This is a genomic window from Clostridium gallinarum (assembly GCF_014836325.1).
Classification (GTDB): Bacteria; Bacillota; Clostridia; order Clostridiales; family Clostridiaceae; genus Clostridium; species Clostridium gallinarum.
In genome coordinates this window covers 1-19,364 of the sequence record NZ_JACSQZ010000061.1, presented here as the reverse complement: position 1 = coordinate 19,364, position 19,364 = coordinate 1, and the positions used below count along the sequence as shown (strand labels likewise).

At 30.7% G+C, this 19,364-nt stretch carries 16 protein-coding genes and 2 rRNA genes; 9 read left to right on the top strand and 9 right to left on the bottom strand.

Annotated elements, in window-relative coordinates; genetic code table 11:
* Nucleotides 1-121: 121 nt before the first annotated feature.
* The 9 genes from noc to rpmH all read right to left on the bottom strand — a co-directional run bounded on the left by noc (nt 122) and on the right by rpmH (nt 7,577).
* A complete protein-coding gene (gene noc / locus H9660_RS13355; protein WP_191750877.1) occupies nt 122-898 on the bottom strand; it encodes a nucleoid occlusion protein in 777 nt (258 codons plus the stop codon).
* A gap of 202 nt (nt 899-1,100) precedes the next feature.
* On the bottom strand, nt 1,101-1,820 hold the full coding sequence (rsmG, locus tag H9660_RS13350) for a 16S rRNA (guanine(527)-N(7))-methyltransferase RsmG (protein ID WP_191750876.1): 720 nt from the start codon (nt 1,818-1,820) through the stop codon (nt 1,101-1,103).
* 18 nt (nt 1,821-1,838) lie between these two features.
* A complete protein-coding gene (gene mnmG, locus H9660_RS13345) occupies nt 1,839-3,713 on the bottom strand; it encodes a tRNA uridine-5-carboxymethylaminomethyl(34) synthesis enzyme MnmG (protein WP_191750875.1) in 1,875 nt (624 codons plus the stop codon).
* A 13-nt stretch (nt 3,714-3,726) separates the two neighbouring features.
* Nucleotides 3,727-5,106 carry a tRNA uridine-5-carboxymethylaminomethyl(34) synthesis GTPase MnmE gene (gene mnmE / locus H9660_RS13340; RefSeq protein WP_191750874.1) on the bottom strand — a complete coding sequence of 460 codons (1,380 nt, stop codon included), beginning with the start codon at nt 5,104-5,106 and terminating at the stop codon, nt 3,727-3,729.
* Nucleotides 5,107-5,382: 276 nt separating this feature from the next.
* The gene (jag, locus tag H9660_RS13335; protein WP_191750873.1) at nt 5,383-6,006 is read right to left on the bottom strand and encodes an RNA-binding cell elongation regulator Jag/EloR; all 624 of its coding nucleotides are present in this window, start codon (nt 6,004-6,006) and stop codon (nt 5,383-5,385) included.
* 30 nt (nt 6,007-6,036) lie between these two features.
* Nucleotides 6,037-6,804 carry a membrane protein insertase YidC gene (yidC, locus tag H9660_RS13330; protein WP_191750880.1) on the bottom strand — a complete coding sequence of 256 codons (768 nt, stop codon included), beginning with the start codon at nt 6,802-6,804 and terminating at the stop codon, nt 6,037-6,039.
* A gap of 18 nt (nt 6,805-6,822) precedes the next feature.
* The gene (gene yidD / locus H9660_RS13325) at nt 6,823-7,032 is read right to left on the bottom strand and encodes a membrane protein insertion efficiency factor YidD (protein WP_066889313.1); all 210 of its coding nucleotides are present in this window, start codon (nt 7,030-7,032) and stop codon (nt 6,823-6,825) included.
* On the bottom strand, nt 7,029-7,382 hold the full coding sequence (rnpA, locus tag H9660_RS13320) for a ribonuclease P protein component (RefSeq protein WP_191750872.1): 354 nt from the start codon (nt 7,380-7,382) through the stop codon (nt 7,029-7,031). The genes yidD and rnpA overlap by 4 nt, the downstream gene beginning before the upstream one ends.
* A 60-nt stretch (nt 7,383-7,442) precedes the next feature.
* Complete coding sequence (gene rpmH, locus H9660_RS13315; RefSeq protein ID WP_035151755.1) at nt 7,443-7,577, bottom strand: 50S ribosomal protein L34; 135 nt, start codon at nt 7,575-7,577, stop codon at nt 7,443-7,445.
* Between the two features lie 535 nt (nt 7,578-8,112).
* Between rpmH and dnaA the strand changes: the two genes are divergently transcribed.
* The 9 genes from dnaA to H9660_RS13270 form a co-directional block, all read left to right on the top strand.
* A complete protein-coding gene (gene dnaA, locus H9660_RS13310; RefSeq protein ID WP_191750871.1) occupies nt 8,113-9,468 on the top strand; it encodes a chromosomal replication initiator protein DnaA in 1,356 nt (451 codons plus the stop codon).
* A gap of 272 nt (nt 9,469-9,740) precedes the next feature.
* On the top strand, nt 9,741-10,841 hold the full coding sequence (gene dnaN / locus H9660_RS13305) for a DNA polymerase III subunit beta (protein ID WP_191750870.1): 1,101 nt from the start codon (nt 9,741-9,743) through the stop codon (nt 10,839-10,841).
* Nucleotides 10,842-10,887: 46 nt separating this feature from the next.
* Nucleotides 10,888-11,094 carry a S4 domain-containing protein YaaA gene (gene yaaA, locus H9660_RS13300; RefSeq protein WP_191750879.1) on the top strand — a complete coding sequence of 69 codons (207 nt, stop codon included), beginning with the start codon at nt 10,888-10,890 and terminating at the stop codon, nt 11,092-11,094.
* A gap of 64 nt (nt 11,095-11,158) precedes the next feature.
* Entirely contained in the window at nt 11,159-12,244 is a 1,086-nt protein-coding gene (gene recF / locus H9660_RS13295; RefSeq protein WP_191750869.1) for a DNA replication/repair protein RecF, read from the top strand.
* Nucleotides 12,245-12,257: 13 nt separating this feature from the next.
* Entirely contained in the window at nt 12,258-12,518 is a 261-nt protein-coding gene (remB, locus tag H9660_RS13290; protein ID WP_191750868.1) for an extracellular matrix regulator RemB, read from the top strand.
* Nucleotides 12,519-12,574: 56 nt separating this feature from the next.
* Nucleotides 12,575-14,488 carry a DNA topoisomerase (ATP-hydrolyzing) subunit B gene (gyrB, locus tag H9660_RS13285; protein WP_207729483.1) on the top strand — a complete coding sequence of 638 codons (1,914 nt, stop codon included), beginning with the start codon at nt 12,575-12,577 and terminating at the stop codon, nt 14,486-14,488.
* A gap of 21 nt (nt 14,489-14,509) precedes the next feature.
* Nucleotides 14,510-17,038 carry a DNA gyrase subunit A gene (gyrA, locus tag H9660_RS13280; RefSeq protein ID WP_191750867.1) on the top strand — a complete coding sequence of 843 codons (2,529 nt, stop codon included), beginning with the start codon at nt 14,510-14,512 and terminating at the stop codon, nt 17,036-17,038.
* A gap of 519 nt (nt 17,039-17,557) precedes the next feature.
* Nucleotides 17,558-19,073, top strand: a 16S ribosomal RNA gene (locus H9660_RS13275).
* A 215-nt stretch (nt 19,074-19,288) separates the two neighbouring features.
* A 23S ribosomal RNA gene (locus H9660_RS13270) occupies nt 19,289-19,364 on the top strand; the annotation flags it as partial.

The window sequence follows — 19,364 nt, the reverse complement described above, 5'->3', positions numbered from 1 at the left end:
AAAAAGCTTCTTGGTAATTACTTTTACTGAACTTTCATCAGTTAGCAAATTACAGCTTTGCTGGGCACGCTCCTAAAGAATAAAAAAAGATGAAAACTCATGCTTTCATCTTAAATAATTATTACTTTTTAGGAATAGATACTGTAATTTGAATAAACTCTTCTTCATCCTTAAACTTATATTCCGCTGGTATATTAAACTTATCAAAAACTTGCTTTATAGTGTTTACATATAGTTTAGCTGGGAAAACACTCTTTACTCGTTTTTTATCTTTATTATTTAATTCTTCTCCAGCAATTTTTAATAACTCTTTATTTATTAGTTCTTCTGTTGCCTTAACATTAAGAGAGTTTTTAACTACCTTTTCTATAATCTTTAGCTGTAATTCTTCTGTTGGTAAAGATAATAATGCCCTAGTATGTCTTTCTGTTAGTTTATTTTCTAAACATAACTCTCTTACATTAGGACTAAGCTTTAATAATCTCAACTTATTTGCAATAGTAGATTGCTTCTTCCCCATTCTCTTTGCAAGTTCATCTTGGGTAAATTTATGATCATTAATTAAATTATAATATGCCTCTGCTTCTTCTATAAAATTTAAATCTTCTCTTTGTAAATTTTCTAATAAAGCAATTTCAGCTGATTCAGTATCAGTTATTTCAATTATATTACATGGTACAAGATCAAACTCTGCCATTCTTGCAGCTCTCCAACGTCTTTCACCTGCTACTAATTCAAAATTTTCTCCTCTTTTTCTAACTGTAATAGGCTGAATTATTCCATGCTCTTTAATAGATTGAGATAATTCTTGTAACGCCTCTTCGTTAAAAAATCTTCTTGGCTGATAAGTGTTTGGAAATATTTTATCTACACTTATATTTGTAATTTCTCTATTCATATGCACCCAACCATCCCTTATTAAAATAAATTCCACTAAACTCAATAATTAAAAATTCTATTTTTATTTATTATTTCCTTCTTTTATTTCCTAGTTTCGTAAGACAAATTCGCTAATTAAATATTATAAAACTACAAATCAATTCATATACTAAAGTATTATATTTTATATCGACTAAATTCTTTAAAATTTTATGTAGAAATTACTTTATAGGTTTCTTATTTACAGTTCCAGCCTTTCTAGGATAAGCTTTTGGACACTTGCTAATCTTCTTTATTTCTACAATATTATGTTTTAAATCCGATTCTTCAATATTTACTTCTATTATATTTTCTAACTTTCCACCCAAAGTATTTATAGCTTTTTGTCCTTCTTTTAATTCCTCTTCTATTGCAGGTCCCTTTAATGCAACAAAATAGCCATTAACTTTTACATAAGGCATACATAATTCTGATAAAACAGCCATATTAGCAACAGCTCTTGATGTTGCTATATCAAATTTTTCTCTAAACTCTGGATTTCTTGCACCATCTTCTGCTCTTGAATGAATTGTTTTAACATTTTTTAATCCTAATTGAGCTATAACAGTATTTAAAAAGTTAATTCTCTTATTTAGTGAATCTAATAAAGTTACGTTAACATCAGGATTCATTATTGCTATAGGTAGTCCAGGGAATCCAGCCCCTGTACCTACATCTATAGCGCTTTTTGCATTTTTAACAGCATTAGATTTAAAAGCTTTTATACAATCTATAAAGTGTTTTTTTATCACTTCTTCGTCTTCTGTTATTGCAGTAAGATTTATTTTTTCATTCCACTCCTGCAAAAGCTTCATATATGTTATAAACTGATTATACTGCTTTTCAGTTAAATCTAATCCAACTTCTAAAGAAGCCTCTTTCATTATTTGAAAATATTCCATATTTCCTCCGTAAAACTCTTATTTCTTATATTGATGCTCTAAATAAATTAATAATACAGATATATCTGCTGGGGAAACTCCTGATATTCTAGAAGCTTGCCCTATACTTATAGGTCTAATATTATCTAACTTTTGTATAGCTTCTGTTCTTAGCCCTTTTACTTCTTTATAATCTATATCTTCTGGAAGTAATTTCTTTTCAAACTTTCTAAATTGATTAACTTGCTCTAATTGACTAGTTATATATCCTTCGTATTTAGTAATTATATTGATTTGTTCACCAATATCTTCATTATAGTTTGGTCTATCTGGATCTAGCTCTGCCATACTAAAGTAATCTAATTCTGGTCTCTTAATAAGCTCATAGAAACTAATTGGCTTCTTTAATTCTACAGATCCTTTTGATATTAAGAATTCATTTACTTCCTTTTTATTTGTTATTTGAAGTTCTTTTAATCTATTTACTTCACTTTCAATATTATTTTTTCTCGTTATAAACTTTTCATATCTTTCTTCTGTTACAAGACCTACTTTGTATCCAATCTCGGTTAATCTAAAATCAGCATTATCTTGTCTTAAAAGTAATCTATATTCTGCTCTAGCAGTCATCATTCTATAAGGTTCATTAGTACCTTTAGTAACTAAATCATCTATTAGAACACCTATATATCCATCCGATCTATTTAAAATCATAGGCTCTTTTTCTTTTATTTTTAAAGCAGCATTTATACCAGCTACAAGTCCTTGCCCTGCAGCCTCTTCATATCCAGAGCTACCGTTTAATTGCCCTGCTCCATAAAGCCCTTCAAAGTTTTTAAATTCTAATGTTGGCTTTAATTGAGTTGGATCTATTGAATCATATTCAATAGCATAAGCAGTTCTCATTATCTCTGCATTTTCAAGTCCAGGTACTGTTCTTAACATTTGTAATTGAACATCCTCTGGAAGAGATGATGACATACCACCAACATACATTTCTAATGTGTCTTCACCTTCTGGCTCAATAAATAATTGATGCCTTTCTCTATCCGGGAATCTCATTACTTTATCTTCAATTGATGGACAATATCTAGGACCTACCCCCTCTATTAATCCATTATACATTGGAGATCTATCTATATTTTCTCTAATTATATTATGAGTATCTTCACTAGTATAAGTTAGCCAACAAGAAACTTGATCTCTTGAAATATCTTCACTCATAAATGAGAAAGGAACTATTTTTTCATCTCCAGGTTGTTCTATCATCTTAGAGAAATCTACAGTTCTCTTATTAATTCTTGCTGGAGTACCAGTTTTAAATCTTCTTAATTCTATCCCTAAATCTATTAATGACTGAGATAGCTCATTAGCTGCTGATAATCCATTTGGGCCACTATTATAAGTTACATCACCTATTATAATTCTAGCTCTTAAATAAGTTCCTGTAGTTAATATAACAGCCTTACAGCTAAAGTATCCTCCATTTTTAGTAAGAACACCTCTTACCTTTCCCTCTTCTACATCTATCTCTGTAACTTCTAATTGTCTTAAAGATAAATTTTCTTGATTTTCTAATACGTTCTTCATTCTGTTTTGATATTTTTTCTTATCTGCTTGAGCTCTTAAAGAGTGAACTGCAGGTCCCTTAGAAGTATTAAGCATTCTAGATTGAATAAATGTATTATCTATATTTATTCCCATTTCTCCACCTAGTGCATCTATTTCTCTTACTAAATGACCTTTTGCAGTTCCACCTATATTAGGGTTACAAGGCATCATCGCTACAGAATCAAGATTTGTAGTACATATTAATGTTTTTAAGCCCATTCTTGCTGATGCTAGTGCTGCTTCACAACCAGCATGACCAGCACCAACAACTACTACATCATATTCTCCTGCGTTATATTTCATTTTTATTCTTCTCCTACTTTCCACAACAAAATTCTTTAAATATTTTATTAACTAAATCTTCTTCTAATTCTGTTCCTGTAATTTCTCCTAAAGCTTTTAAAGCTGCTGTAACAAATATTGATATTAAATCTAAATACTCATTATTATTTAATCTTACTAGAGCTTCGTTACAATTTTCTTCTGCTCTAATTAAAGCTTGCTTATGTCTTGAGTTAGATATAATTAAGCTTTCACTATCTATTTTACCACTAAAGAACATATTCTTAATCTCATTTTTTAAACCATCTATACCAATATCTTCTTTAGCAGAAATTTTTATTATATTTTCAAATTTATCTATTACTGAGTTATCAAGTTTATTTTCTAAATCTATTTTATTTAATAAAACTATTGCTTTTTTATCTTTAATAGCTTCAATTATTTCCATATCTTCTTTATCTAATTCTCTAGATGAATCTAAAACTAATAAAACTAAATCTGCTTCATTAATTTTTTCCCTTGATCTTTCAACACCTATTTTTTCAACTACATCTTCAGTTTCTCTAATTCCTGCAGTATCTATAATTTTAACAGGTATTCCATCTAAATTTATATATTCTTCAATTACATCTCTAGTTGTTCCAGCTATATCAGTAACTATAGCTCTTTTTTCTTTTAATAATACATTTAATAAAGAGGACTTCCCAACGTTTGGCTTTCCTACTATAGCTAAACTTAACCCATCTCTAATTATTTTTCCTTCATCCGCACTTTTAAGTAATTTTTCTATATCATTATGAGCCTTATCTAAGCTTTCTTTTACTCTGATTGGAATAGTTGGATCTATCTCTTCATCATCTTCTGTAAAATCAACAGCATATTCTATTAAAGCTAAAACATTAAGTAAATATTCATTTAATTTATTAATCCTTTGAGATAAAGATCCACCACTTTGCATCAATGCAGATTTCATGGCAAGTTCAGTTTTAGCTGTAATTAAATCCATAACAGCTTCTGCTTGAGATAAATCTATTCTTCCGTTCAAAAATGCTCTCTTTGTAAACTCTCCAGGCTCTGCAAGTCTTGCACCAGCTTTTAAAGTATTTTCTAATACTTTATTTGTAGATGTAACACCACCATGGCAATTTATTTCTACAATATCCTCAGCCGTAAAGCTTCTAGGTCCCTTCATGTAACTTATTATTACTTCATCAATTAACTCTTCAGTATTTATATCAACTATATGGCCATATCTCATGGTATAAGTTTTCATTTCTCTAATATCCTTACCATTCTTTGGTCTAAATATTTTAGATACTATTTCTAAAGCCTTGTCACCAGAAACCCTAATAATAGCTATTCCACCTTCACCTATAGCAGTTGATATAGCACAGATTGTATCAAATTCTTTCAAATTCTATCCCTCCTTATCTTAAATTAAGTAAATCTATATTTATAGTATATCCTTTTTAACTAATATTCATTTTACAAAACTATTTATAGTAAGTCAAAATAAAAAAGAGATAAACATTATATTCCTTGCTCCGTCGCATGCGCTCCAAGTCACCGTCATACAATGTTTATCTCTTTGCAAACTGAATGAAGGAAATTATAAAAATGTTATTCACAGGGTAATATTTTATAATTTCCTAAAAAATAAAGGTAAGAAAGCCTTATGGCCCTCTTACCTTTATTTTTTAATATCTACTACTATTCTTCTGTGAGGTTCTTGACCATCACTAAAAGTATAAACATATTCATTATCCTGTAAAGCAGAATGTATTATTCTTCTTTCATAAGGATTCATTGGTTCTAATTTATAAGGCTTTCTAGTTTTTCTTACTTTATAAGCAGTTTTTTCAGCTACCCTAATTAAAGTTTCTTCTCTCTTTTTTCTATAATTCTCAGTATCTAAGACTACTTTTTTATAAGGAACGCTATGATCTTTATTAACAACTAAAGAAGCTAGATATTGTAATGAATCTAAAGTTTCACCTCTATATCCAATTATGATTCCCATCTTAGGACCAGTTAAATCAATATAAACAGTGTCCTTTTCTTCTTTAATTCTTATTTCTGCTTGTACTTTCATATTATTAAGTATATTTCTTAAAAATAATCTTACTTCTTCCTTATAATCTCTTTTTACTTTAACTAATATCTTAGCAGGTTTTGTACCTATAAAATTTAAAAATCCTTTTGAACCTTCATCTAAAACTTCGTATTCAACCCTATCTTCTGTAACTTTCAATTCTTTTAAGGCATTTTCTAAAGCCTCAGCTACATTTTTACCTGTCATTTCTAAAGTTTTCATACCCTATTCACCACCTAGTAATACTAATTTTTAATTTTTCTTCTTAGTCTTTGGTGTTGCTTTTTTTGCGTTTACTATACCTTTTAACTTTTCTTCTTCTTCTTTAGCAGCTTTCTTTTTCATAGCTGGAAGGTAATTTAAGAAATAAGTTTGAACTAATTGAATAGCTCCCCCTATTATCCAATAAATTACTAAAATTGAACTAAAGTTAATAGCCATTACACCCATCATACCAGCCATCATTATGTTCATAGATCCCATATTCATTTGTGGTCCATTTTCATTCTTAGGCATTGACTTAGTTAAAAGTAAGCTTGGTAAGTATGTGCTTAAGAATGCTAGTATTGGTAATATAAAACGTGGATCCTTTTTAAATACATCTGGTATCCATAAAAATGATGGATTAGTTACAGCTGAACTATCTATATTCATAAATACATAATATAATGCAAAAAGTATTGGTAATGGTAATAATGTAGGAAGGCATCCCCCTAACATACTAACATTATTTTCTTTCATACATTTTGAATATTCAGCTTGCATCTTTTGTGGATCGTTAGCATATTTTTTTTGAATTGCATTTAATTCAGGTTGAATCTCTTGCATTCTTGCATTTGATCTATTTGCTTTTATAGTTAAAGGAAGTATTAACAATCTTATTATTATTGTAAATAAAGCAATTGTTAATATATAAGATACACCACTTGGCTCTAAATTAAATAAATTTAGTATAATATTGTGCATCCATTCAAAAATAACAGTTAGAAAGTTTGTTATTGGTTGTAAGAATTTCATCATATTTTGCACGCAACCTCCTTATTTTAACGGATCATATCCACCCTTAGCAAAAGGATGACATCTTAAAATTCTCTTTATAGCTAAAAAACCACCTTTTATTGCCCCATATTTAGTTATAGCTTCTATAGCATACTCTGAACATGATGGAACATAAATACAAGTCGGCGGTCTCATTGGTGAGATATATTTTCTATATAAATGTATAGATTTTAACATTAACTTTTTCATTGCTTATATAAGCCTGCTTTTGAAAAAAGTTTTTTCATAGATTCTTCAACTTCGAAAAAGCTTTTTCCTTCTATAGATTTTCTTGCTACAAAAACAAAATCATAACCAGTTTTAAGGTCTTTTTCATTAAGTCTATAGCTTTCAGTTATCAATCGTTTACTTCTACTTCTAACAACACTATTTCCAACCTTTTTACTGACTGAAATTCCTACCTTATTATAAGTAACCCCATCTTTTGTCTTATTTCTTCTATTATTATATATATATATAACTAAAAGATTATTCGCTAAAGACTTTCCCCTCCTATAAACTAATTTAAATTCATTGTTTTTTCTTAACCTGTACATCATTAGAAATCCTATACTCCTTTTTTTCTGCTATTGCAGAAAAAAGGCCACTATTTGCGGCCCTTATGCTGTTAATCTTTTTCTACCTTTTTGTCTTCTTCTCTTTAGAACGTTTCTTCCTGATGAAGTCTTCATTCTCTTTCTGAATCCATGCTCTTTTTTTCTTTGTCTCTTTTTTGGTTGGTATGTCATGAACATTTCACTACACCCCCTTCAAATTGTATTTTTCTATAGTAAAAACTATAATCCCAATTTTAAATTTACCTTATTATTATATATATATCAGGTTTTTATGTCAATACACTATAATTTTCAAGTTCTGTTGATAAATATAATGAATATTATCACAGAATTTGTGGATAACTTCTTGAATACTCTATTTAACTTATGTTATTATTAGTATTGAATGTGAATAATTTTATTTTTAAGCGAAGTTATCCACATCTGTGGATTAAATTGTGTATAACTTGTTCGCTTTTTCTTTATTTCATATCTATTATACTCTATTTTTAGCTTAAATAATACTTTTATACCATGTTAATAATGTTAAGAAATGTACATAATTATATTGTGGATATTTTTTTTAATTTTATTTTATCAACATAATTATTAACATGTGCATATTTATATTATACTTATTAACATATAAAAAATGATGTTAATAAATGTGTTGATATATTGTTATTAAGTAATATATCTTAAACTTAAAAAAAATTTTTATGGAGGATATACAATGAATAATGATCTTCAATCATTATGGGCAAAAACATTAAATATTATAAAGGGTGAAATGAGTGAAGTTAGCTTTAATACTTGGATTAAAAGCTGCGAACCAATTTCTATATCTTCCAATACTATAAAAATCAGCGTACCTAATTCCTTTACCCAAGATATATTAGAAAAAAGGTATAAGGACTTAGTTGTAAATTCAATAGAGGCTGCTTGCTCTAAAGTTTATAACGTAGATTTTATAGTTGCATCTGATATTCAAGAAGTTGAAGAGAAGGAAGAAAAGAAAATAAAAGCTGATGATAAATCTTCTATTACTGTAAGTGATGAAATGTCAAGCACATTGAATCCAAAATACACCTTTGATTCATTTGTCATAGGTAATAGTAATAGATTTGCTCATGCTGCATCTTTAGCGGTTGCAGAAGCCCCTGCAAAAGCATATAATCCTCTATTTATTTATGGAGGAGTAGGACTTGGAAAAACTCACTTAATGCATGCAATAGGACATTATGCTCTGCAAAATAATTCTAGCGCGAAAGTTGTATATGTATCTTCAGAGAAGTTTACTAATGAACTTATTAATGCAATTAAAGATGATAAAAATGAAGAATTTAGAAATAAATATAGAAATGTAGATATTCTATTAATTGATGATATTCAATTTATTGCAGGCAAAGAAAGAACTCAGGAAGAATTCTTCCATACATTTAATGAGTTACATGATGCAAATAAACAAATAATTCTATCATCTGATAGACCGCCAAAGGAAATTCCAACGTTAGAGGATAGACTTCGTTCTCGTTTTGAGTGGGGTTTAATTGCTGATATTCAAGCTCCAGATTTTGAAACTAGAATGGCAATTTTAAAGAAAAAAGCAGATGTAGAAAAGCTAAATGTTGCAAATGAAGTAATGGTATATATAGCAACCAAAATTAAGTCTAATATCAGAGAACTTGAAGGCGCATTAATTAGAATAGTTGCATATTCATCCTTAACTAATAGACCAATAACAGTCGAATTAGCTAGTGAAGCTCTTAAGGATATAATATCAAATAAACAAAATAAAAACGTAACTATTGATGTTATTCAAGATGTTGTTGCTGGATATTTTAATCTTAGAGTAGAAGACTTAAAATCACAAAGAAGAACTAGAAATGTAGCTTATCCTAGACAAATTGCAATGTATTTAAGTAGGAAGCTTACTGATATGTCTTTACCTAAAATAGGTGAAGAATTTGGTGGAAGAGATCACACTACTGTTATACATGCTTATGAAAAGATATCTGATATATTGAATACAGATGAAAGCTTACAACACACAGTAAATGATATAACAAAGAAGCTTACTCAAAATTAATTAACAGCTGTACATAAATATATTGAATTGTTTGTGGATAACTAATAGAAACAATCTTGCTTGTTAATACTGTGGATAAGATATGTAATTTTTGCTTCACTTATCCACAATATTTTTTTACAAATATTTTAGTGTTCATAAGGGCTAGAGGTACTTATCAACATATCAACAGCCCCTACTACTACTATTATTAAATTTTATCTATATATTTATCTATATATCTATAAAATTTTAATGATTACATATGTTCATAACTTAAGGAGGTTTTTTATATGAAATTTATATGTGAAAAACAAAAACTACAAGAAGGCATATCCATTTCAAGTAAAGCTATTACAGGAAAAACAACTATGCCTATATTAGAGGGTATATATATAACTGCAACAAAAGAAGGGTTAACTCTAATTGGATCTGATATGGATGTTTCTATAGAAACTAAAGTAGAAGCTAATGTACTAGAAGAAGGTATGCTAGTAATAGATTCAAAAATATTTGGAGAAATAATAAGAAAACTTCCAAATTCACAAATAATTATTGAAACTTTAGAAAATGAAATAATGCAAATTACATGTGAAAAATCAGTATTTAACTTAGTTTATATGAATGGTGAAGATTATCCAGAGATACCTAAAATAAATGAAAACTTATCAGTAGAAGTACAACAAAGTATATTAAAAAGTATGATAAGAGGTACATCTTTTGCAATTGCTCAAGATGAAACAAGACCAATATTACAAGGAATTTTATTTGAAGTTAAAGATAAAAATTTAAATTTAGTTGCATTAGATGGATATAGATTAGCTATAAGAAATGAATTTTTAGATAATGATAGTAATATTGAAGTAGTTATACCTGGAAAAACATTAAACGAAGTTTCAAGAATTCTTGAAGATGTATCAGAAATAGTAAAAATAACTTTTACTAATAATCATATATTATTTAACTTAAGTAATACAAAAATTATATCAAGATTATTAGATGGTAAGTTTGTTAATTATTCATCACTATTACCACAAGAACATAAAATATCTATAGATGTTAAAAAACAAAACTTACAAAATTGTATTGAAAGAGCATCACTAATGGCTAAGGATAGTAATAGTAATTTAATAAAACTAGATGTCCAAGATGATACTTTAGTAATAACTTCTAATTCTCAATTGGGAAAGGTTAGGGAAGAAGTTAGTGTAAATCTGCAAGGTGAATCTATTCAAATTGCATTTAACTCTAGATATTTATTAGATGTTCTTAAAAATATAGAGGATGATGAAGTTGTTTTAGAGATGACTTCAGGAGTAAGTCCTTGTGTTATAAAATGTAAAAATAATGATAATTCTAAGTACCTTGTTTTACCAGTAAGGTTATTAAGATAGAAAGGAGATATGCATAAAAACTGTATTTATATGCATTGAATTGGAAATGAATGAAGTTAAAATAAATACTGAGTTTATAAAATTAGATTCTTTTTTAAAGTGGTGTGGAATTGCATCACTAGGATCAGAGGCAAAAATGTATATTTTAGATGAGTTAGTTAAAGTAAATAATGAAGTTTGTACGCAAAGAGGAAAAAAAATTAGAATTGGCGATATTGTAGAATTTAATGGAGAAGAGTATAAAGTAGTTTAGTTGCTATTAACCTAACAATTACTTTTATTCCTCTAATATGTTATAATTAAAATAGGTGTAAAGTATGTATATTAAGAAAATCCAAATATTAAACTATAGAAATTATAAATCTTTAAATATAACACTGGGGAAGAATGTAAATGTGTTTATGGGAGATAATGCTCAAGGAAAAACAAATATACTTGAAGCTATTTATTATTGTGCTTTTGCTAAATCACATAGGACTTCTAAGGATAAAGAGCTAATTAATTGGAATTCTGATAGTGCTTATGTAAGTGTTTTGGTAGGAAAAGATAGATTAGATAAAACCATAGATATCAATATACTTAAGGATGGTAGAAAAGCAATAAAAATAAATAAAATTAAGGCATCTAAAATAGGAGAATTGTTCGGAAATTTTAATGTTGTTATGTTTTCACCAGAGGATTTAAGGATAATAAAAGACTCACCTGGAGTAAGAAGAAAATTCATAGATATGGAATTGTGTCAACTAGATTCTAAGTATTACTATAATTTAGTTCAGTATAATAAGGTTTTAAACGAACGTAATATAGTTTTAAAAAATAGAAGAGTTGATAAAGATATTTTAGATATATATGATATTCAATTAGCCGGATTTGGAAAGAATATAATAAGAGATAGATTAAATTATATTAATAAGTTGAACTTTTTTGGAAAGAATATACATAAGGATATATCTTCAGGTAAGGAAGATATAGAGTTTAAATATATAAGTACAGTAAAGGACTTAAATAATATAGAAAATAATTTTTATGATCTATTAAAGAGAAATAGGGATAAGGATATTGAAAAAGGATCGACTAGTGTAGGACCACATAGAGATGATTTTACTATTCTTATTAACGATATAGATACTAAAAGTTTTGGATCACAAGGGCAGCAAAGAAGTGCTGTCCTTACTATGAAGTTCTCTTCTTTAAGAATAATAAAGGAGCTAACATCTGAGTTCCCTGTATTATTATTAGATGATGTGCTATCAGAACTAGATTTTAGTAGAAAAAGATATATATTAAGTACAATTGGAGAGATCCAAACAATAATAACTTGTACAGGAATAGAAGATCTTACGAATTACTTAGATAGTAGTTCTAAGGTTTTTAAAGTTAAGGATGGCCAAATCCTAAATTAAGGGAGGAATTCTAATGTTTTTACATTTAGGAGAAAATGTAGTTGTTCCAGTTAAGGATGTAATTGGAATATTTGATTTACAAACCACTATGTATAGCTCAGATACAAGTGCTTTTTTAAGATTAGCAGAGGAAGATGGATTTGTAGAGAGAGTTTCTAAGGAACAACCTAAATCTTTTGTTATAGCTGAAGTAAATAAGATGAGTAAAATATACTTATCGCCAATATCCTCTTCAACTTTAACAAAAAGAACAAATATAGATTATAATCCATAATTCCAATTTTAAATCTTCATGTGATTATAATATAAATTTCATTAAAGGAGGATATTATGTTGGAAAATAACAATCAAAATTATGATGAAAGTCAGATTCAGGTTTTAGAGGGATTAGAAGCTGTTAGAAAAAGACCTGGAATGTATATAGGAAGTACTAGTTCAAGAGGGTTACATCATCTTGTTTATGAAATAGTTGATAATAGTATAGATGAGGCTTTAGCTGGATTTTGTAATGAAATATCAGTTTCAATAAATGAAGATAATTCAATAACTGTAATTGATAACGGGAGAGGTATGCCTACGGGAATACATCCTAAAATGGGAAAATCTACAGTTGAAGTAATCATGACAGTTCTACATGCTGGAGGAAAATTTGGCGGTGGCGGATATAAGGTTTCTGGAGGATTACATGGTGTTGGTGCTTCTGTAGTTAATGCATTATCTGAATGGTGTACAGTAACTGTATCAAGAGATGGAGATGTATGGGAGCAAAAGTACACAAGAGGTGTTGCTATATCTGATTTATCTAAAATAGGAACTACAGAAGATCATGGAACAAAGGTTTCTTTTAAGCCAGATGCGGATATTTTTGAAGAAACAGAATATGACTTTGAAATATTATCAAATAGATTAAGAGAATTAGCCTTTTTAAATAAGGGAATAAAAATAATTTTAGAAGATAAAAGAGAAGAGAATAAGATAGATGTATATCATTATGAGGGTGGTATAAAGGAATTTGTATCTTATTTAAATAGAAATAAAGAAGTATTACATCCGGAACCTATATATGTTGAAGGTGAGAAAGATGGTATAATTGCAGAAATATCATTGCAATATAATGATGGATATAATGAAAATTTATATTCATTCGCTAACAATATAGATACTATAGAGGGTGGTACTCACTTATCAGGTTTTAAAACTGCATTAACTAGAGTTATAAATGATTATGGCAAGAAGTTTAATCATATAAAGGAAAACGATAAAAATTTATCTGGAGATGACATAAGAGAAGGATTAACAGCTGTTGTATCTGTTAAAATACCAGAACCACAATTTGAAGGGCAAACTAAAACTAAGCTTGGAAATTCAGAGGTAAGAGGTGTAGTTGACTCTATAGTTGGAGAAGGTGTATATATTTTCTTAGAGGAAAATCCAAATGTAGGTAAAATAATAATCGAAAAAGCACTTATGGCAGCAAGAGCTAGAGATGCTGCAAGAAAAGCTAGAGAACTTACTAGAAAATCAGTTTTAGAAAGATCATCATTACCTGGGAAATTAGCAGATTGTTCATCTAAGGATCCATTAGAGTGTGAAATTTATATAGTAGAGGGAGATTCTGCGGGAGGATCGGCTAAGCAGGGAAGAAATAGACGATTCCAGGCTATATTACCTTTAAGAGGTAAGATATTAAACGTAGAAAAACAAAGATTAGATAGAATATTAACTGCGGATTCAATAAAATCTATGGTTACTGCTTTTGGAGCAGGAATAGGTGTAGATTTTGATGAGAGTAAATTAAGATATAATAGAATTATAATAATGACAGATGCTGACGTAGATGGGGCTCATATTAGAACATTATTATTAACATTCTTCTTTAGATATATGAGAGGGCTATTAGATGGTGGCCATGTTTATATAGCTCAACCTCCTCTTTACCAAGTTAAAAAGAATAAAAAGGAATACTATGCTTATTCAGATCAAGAACTTGAAAAATTACTTAAAGAGATTGGCGGTAAAGATAATTCAACTAATATTCAAAGATATAAAGGTCTAGGAGAAATGAATGCAAATCAATTATGGGATACTACTATGGATCCTGAAAAGAGAATATTATTAAAGGCAACTATAGAAGATGCAATAGCAGCTGATGAAATATTCACAATACTTATGGGAGATAAGGTAGAACCTAGAAGAGAATTTATACAAAAAAATGCTAATAAGGTAAGTAACTTAGATATTTAGTACTAAAGTGAGGTGAGGTACATGAGCTTAAATGAAGGAAAAGTTGTAGAAATTGATATAAATAAAGAAATGAAAAGATGCTATATAGACTATGCTATGAGTGTTATAGTTGGTCGTGCACTTCCTGATGTTAGAGATGGTCTTAAGCCTGTACATAGAAGAATACTATATTCTATGAATGAGCTTGGATTAGCACCGGAGAAGGGTTATAGAAAGTGTGCAAGAATTGTAGGGGAAGTTTTAGGTAAATACCATCCACATGGTGATACTTCCGTTTATGATGCTCTTGTAAGAATGGCACAAGACTTTTCTATGAGATATATGCTTGTAGATGGTCATGGTAACTTTGGTTCTGTAGATGGTGATAGTGCAGCTGCCATGAGATATACAGAAGCAAAAATGAATAAAATAGCAGCTGAAATGTTAAGGGACATTACAAAGGATACAGTTGATTTTATACCTAACTTTGATGGAGAAGAAAAAGAACCAGTAGTATTACCATCAAGATATCCAAATCTTTTAGTAAATGGATCATCTGGTATAGCAGTTGGTATGGCAACTAATATTCCTCCTCATAATTTAGGAGAAGTAATAGATGGAACTATAATGCTTATAGATAATCCTGAAACTACTGTATTAGAATTAATGACTGCAATAAAAGGTCCAGATTTCCCAACAGGAGCTACTATAATGGGGAAAGCTGGAATAAGAGCTGCTTATGAAACTGGAAAAGGTAGAGTAATAGTTAGAGCTAAAGCTGAAATAGAAGAAGAAAATAATAGACATAGAATAATAGTTACAGAAATACCATATCAGGTTAATAAAGCTAAGCTTATTGAAAATATAGCGGATCTTGTTAAAGATAAGAAAATAGTTGGAATCTCTGACTTAAGAGATGAATCTGATAGAGATGGTATGAGAATAGTTATAGAATTAAAAAAGGATGCTAATCCAAATGTAGTTTTAAATTTACTATATAAGCATACAAAGATGCAAGATACTTTTGGAGTTATAATGCTTGCATTAGTAAATAATCAGCCACAAGTTTTAAATTTAAAAGAAGTTTTAAATCATTATATTACATTCCAAAAGGAAGTAGTAACTAGAAGAACTGTTTTTGAATTAAATAAGGCTGAAGCAAGAGCCCATATTTTAGAGGGATTAAAAATAGCTCTTGATAATATTGACGAAGTAATAAGTATTATAAGATCTTCTAAGTCTACTGAAATAGCTAGAAATACATTAATGGAAAGATTCAGTTTAAGTGAAAAGCAATCTCAAGCTATCTTAGAAATGAGATTAAGAAGACTGACTGGATTAGAAAGAGATAAGATTGAAGAAGAGTATGCTGAAATTATGAAGCAAATAGAGTACTTAAAATCAATATTAGAAAGTGAAGAAAAATTACTTTCAGTAATAAAAGAAGAACTTATAGAGATAAAGAGAAGATATGGTGATGATAGAAAAACTTCTATTGAAAAAGTAGTAAATGAAATTGATATAGAAGATCTTATCCAAGAAGAAGATGTAGTAGTTACATTGACTCATTCAGGATATATAAAGAGAATATCAGCAGATACTTATTCAGCTCAGAAAAGAGGGGGAAGAGGAATACAAGCAATGTCTACTAAGGAAGATGATTTCGTAGAACATGTGAGTATTACATCAACTCATTCAGATGTATTATTCTTTACTAATAGAGGTAGAGTATACAAATTAAGAGCTTATGAAATTCCTGATGCTGGAAGAACAGCGAAGGGTACTAATATAATAAACTTAATTGCTATAGAGCAGGATGAAAGAATTGAAACGGTTCTTACAATAGCTGATGATGTAACTGAAGGATTCTTATTTATGGGAACTAAACAAGGTTTAGTTAAAAAGACACATTTATCTGAATTTAAAAATCTTAGAAAAAATGGTTTAATAGCTATTAACTTAAGAGAAGGAGATGAACTTCTAAAAGTTAAAGTTACACGTGGAGATGCAGATATAATAATTGTAACTCAAGATGGTAATGCTATAAGATTTAATGAAACAGATGTAAGACCAATGGGAAGAACAGCATCTGGAGTTAGATCTATAAATTTAAGAAAAAATGATATCGCAGTATGTATGGATATAGCTGTTGAAGGCGAGGATTTATTAGTTGTAAGTGAAAATGGGTTTGGAAAGAGAACACCAATTACTGAATATAAGGTTCAAAGAAGAGGTGGAACTGGATTAATAACTTATAAGTTATCAGAGAAAACTGGAAAAGTTGTAGGTGCCACTGTATGTAAGGTAGAAGATGAACTTATGCTAATAAATACAAGTGGAGTTGCAATAAGAATTAATGTTTCAGGAATATCTGTAACTAGTAGATCAGCAATGGGAGTAACTCTAATGAGAACTTCTGAGGAGGAAAAAATAGTTGCAATTGCTAAAATTTCAGGTGGAAATGAAGATAAGGAAGAGCAATTAACTCTAGAAGAAAATAAAGAAGTTAGCAGTGAAGATAAAATCAATGATGAAATAGCAGTTGTAGATGACAATGATTTAAATGAATAAATTATAATTAAAAAAACCGTAATTAATTTAAGTTTATAACATAAATTAACTACGGTTTTTTTAGAATATAGATAATTTCTAAAGTTTATATAATAAAATAAATAAGGAAAGAGTTGTTTTTATAAGCACTATAAATCTATATTATATATAATAAATATATCATAATAACCGTAATCTTATCCTAGTGTATCATTAATAGAAAAACTTTAATATTAATAGAAAATAAGAGAAAAATAAAAATAAATAAAATAAATAGTATTAATTGATTAAAACTATAATATATTTAGGTGGTAAGATAAATCTCGTCGCTGAGAGATGCGGCAACAAAATTTGAAACAACTTAAAAAAAGTTGTTGACAAAGAAAAAAACAAATGCTAAAATGATGAAGTCGCTTGAGAGCGGCGAAGAAAATGGTCTTTGAAAATTGAACAGAATATAAGTTAAGTATAAAACAAACCAGCAATTCTTTTAAGTCTTAAATTTAAGACTCAAGGTAATTTGAGCAACAGATTAAACTTTTTATTGAGAGTTTGATCCTGGCTCAGGACGAACGCTGGCGGCGTGCCTAACACATGCAAGTCGAGCGAGGGGAGTTTCTTCGGAAACAAACCTAGCGGCGGACGGGTGAGTAACACGTGGGCAACCTGCCTTATAGTGGGGAATAGCCTCTCGAAAGGGAGATTAATACCGCATAACATTACACTTTCGCATGAAGGAGTAATTAAAGGAGCAATCCGCTATAAGATGGGCCCGCGGCGCATTAGCTAGTTGGTGAGGTAACGGCTCACCAAGGCGACGATGCGTAGCCGACCTGAGAGGGTGATCGGCCACATTGGGACTGAGACACGGCCCAGACTCCTACGGGAGGCAGCAGTGGGGAATATTGCACAATGGGGGAAACCCTGATGCAGCAACGCCGCGTGAGTGATGAAGGTTTTCGGATCGTAAAGCTCTGTCTTCAGGGACGATAATGACGGTACCTGAGGAGGAAGCCACGGCTAACTACGTGCCAGCAGCCGCGGTAATACGTAGGTGGCGAGCGTTGTCCGGATTTACTGGGCGTAAAGGGAGCGTAGGCGGACTTTTAAGTGAGATGTGAAATACCCGAGCTCAACTTGGGGGCTGCATTTCAAACTGGAAGTCTAGAGTGCAGGAGAGGAGAGTGGAATTCCTAGTGTAGCGGTGAAATGCGTAGAGATTAGGAAGAACACCAGTGGCGAAGGCGACTCTCTGGACTGTAACTGACGCTGAGGCTCGAAAGCGTGGGGAGCAAACAGGATTAGATACCCTGGTAGTCCACGCCGTAAACGATGAATACTAGGTGTAGGGGTTGTCATGACCTCTGTGCCGCCGCAAACGCATTAAGTATTCCGCCTGGGGAGTACGGTCGCAAGATTAAAACTCAAAGGAATTGACGGGGGCCCGCACAAGCAGCGGAGCATGTGGTTTAATTCGAAGCAACGCGAAGAACCTTACCTAGACTTGACATCTCCTGCATTACTCTTAATCGAGGAAGTCCTTTCGGGGACAGGATGACAGGTGGTGCATGGTTGTCGTCAGCTCGTGTCGTGAGATGTTGGGTTAAGTCCCGCAACGAGCGCAACCCTTATTGTTAGTTGCTACCATTTAGTTGAGCACTCTAGCGAGACTGCCCGGGTTAACCGGGAGGAAGGTGGGGATGACGTCAAATCATCATGCCCCTTATGTCTAGGGCTACACACGTGCTACAATGGCAAGTACAACGAGATGCAATACCGCGAGGTGGAGCTAAACTATAAAACTTGTCTCAGTTCGGATTGTAGGCTGAAACTCGCCTACATGAAGCTGGAGTTGCTAGTAATCGCGAATCAGAATGTCGCGGTGAATACGTTCCCGGGCCTTGTACACACCGCCCGTCACACCATGAGAGTTGGCAATACCCAAAGTTCGTGAGCTAACCCGTAAGGGAGGCAGCGACCTAAGGTAGGGTCAGCGATTGGGGTGAAGTCGTAACAAGGTAGCCGTAGGAGAACCTGCGGCTGGATCACCTCCTTTCTATGGAGAAATCTAGTAAGCAAGGCGCTTATCTAGTATAACTTAGAAGATGGTTTATCTTAACTTTCTGTTCAATTTTGAAGGACTAAGTTCTTCAAAAATTGTTCTTTGAAAATTGCACATGAATAAAAATAACAACAAGCCAAAAATATTCTTTGTGAATAACTTTGTAATAAATTTTGAAATAACCTTACTCAGTAAATGAGTAATAAAAAGGTCAAGCTACAAAGGGCGCATGGTGAATGCCTTGGCATCAGGAGCCGATGAAGGACGTGATAAGCTGCGATAAGC

Bases quoted from the DNA above. Each gene is read 5' to 3' on its own strand.
- noc (WP_191750877.1), bottom strand. From the start codon at position 898: ATGAATAGAGAAATTACAAATATAAGTGTAGATAAAATATTTCCAAAC.
- rsmG (WP_191750876.1), bottom strand. From the start codon at position 1,820: ATGGAATATTTTCAAATAATGAAAGAGGCTTCTTTAGAAGTTGGATTA.
- mnmG (WP_191750875.1), bottom strand. From the start codon at position 3,713: ATGAAATATAACGCAGGAGAATATGATGTAGTAGTTGTTGGTGCTGGT.
- jag (WP_191750873.1), bottom strand. From the start codon at position 6,006: ATGAAAACTTTAGAAATGACAGGTAAAAATGTAGCTGAGGCTTTAGAA.
- yidC (WP_191750880.1), bottom strand. From the start codon at position 6,804: ATGATGAAATTCTTACAACCAATAACAAACTTTCTAACTGTTATTTTT.
- yidD (WP_066889313.1), bottom strand. From the start codon at position 7,032: ATGAAAAAGTTAATGTTAAAATCTATACATTTATATAGAAAATATATC.
- rnpA (WP_191750872.1), bottom strand. From the start codon at position 7,382: ATGATGTACAGGTTAAGAAAAAACAATGAATTTAAATTAGTTTATAGG.
- rpmH (WP_035151755.1), bottom strand. From the start codon at position 7,577: ATGTTCATGACATACCAACCAAAAAAGAGACAAAGAAAAAAAGAGCAT.
- dnaA (WP_191750871.1), top strand. From the start codon at position 8,113: ATGAATAATGATCTTCAATCATTATGGGCAAAAACATTAAATATTATA.
- dnaN (WP_191750870.1), top strand. From the start codon at position 9,741: ATGAAATTTATATGTGAAAAACAAAAACTACAAGAAGGCATATCCATT.
- yaaA (WP_191750879.1), top strand. From the start codon at position 10,888: ATGAATGAAGTTAAAATAAATACTGAGTTTATAAAATTAGATTCTTTT.
- recF (WP_191750869.1), top strand. From the start codon at position 11,159: ATGTATATTAAGAAAATCCAAATATTAAACTATAGAAATTATAAATCT.
- remB (WP_191750868.1), top strand. From the start codon at position 12,258: ATGTTTTTACATTTAGGAGAAAATGTAGTTGTTCCAGTTAAGGATGTA.
- gyrB (WP_207729483.1), top strand. From the start codon at position 12,575: ATGTTGGAAAATAACAATCAAAATTATGATGAAAGTCAGATTCAGGTT.
- gyrA (WP_191750867.1), top strand. From the start codon at position 14,510: ATGAGCTTAAATGAAGGAAAAGTTGTAGAAATTGATATAAATAAAGAA.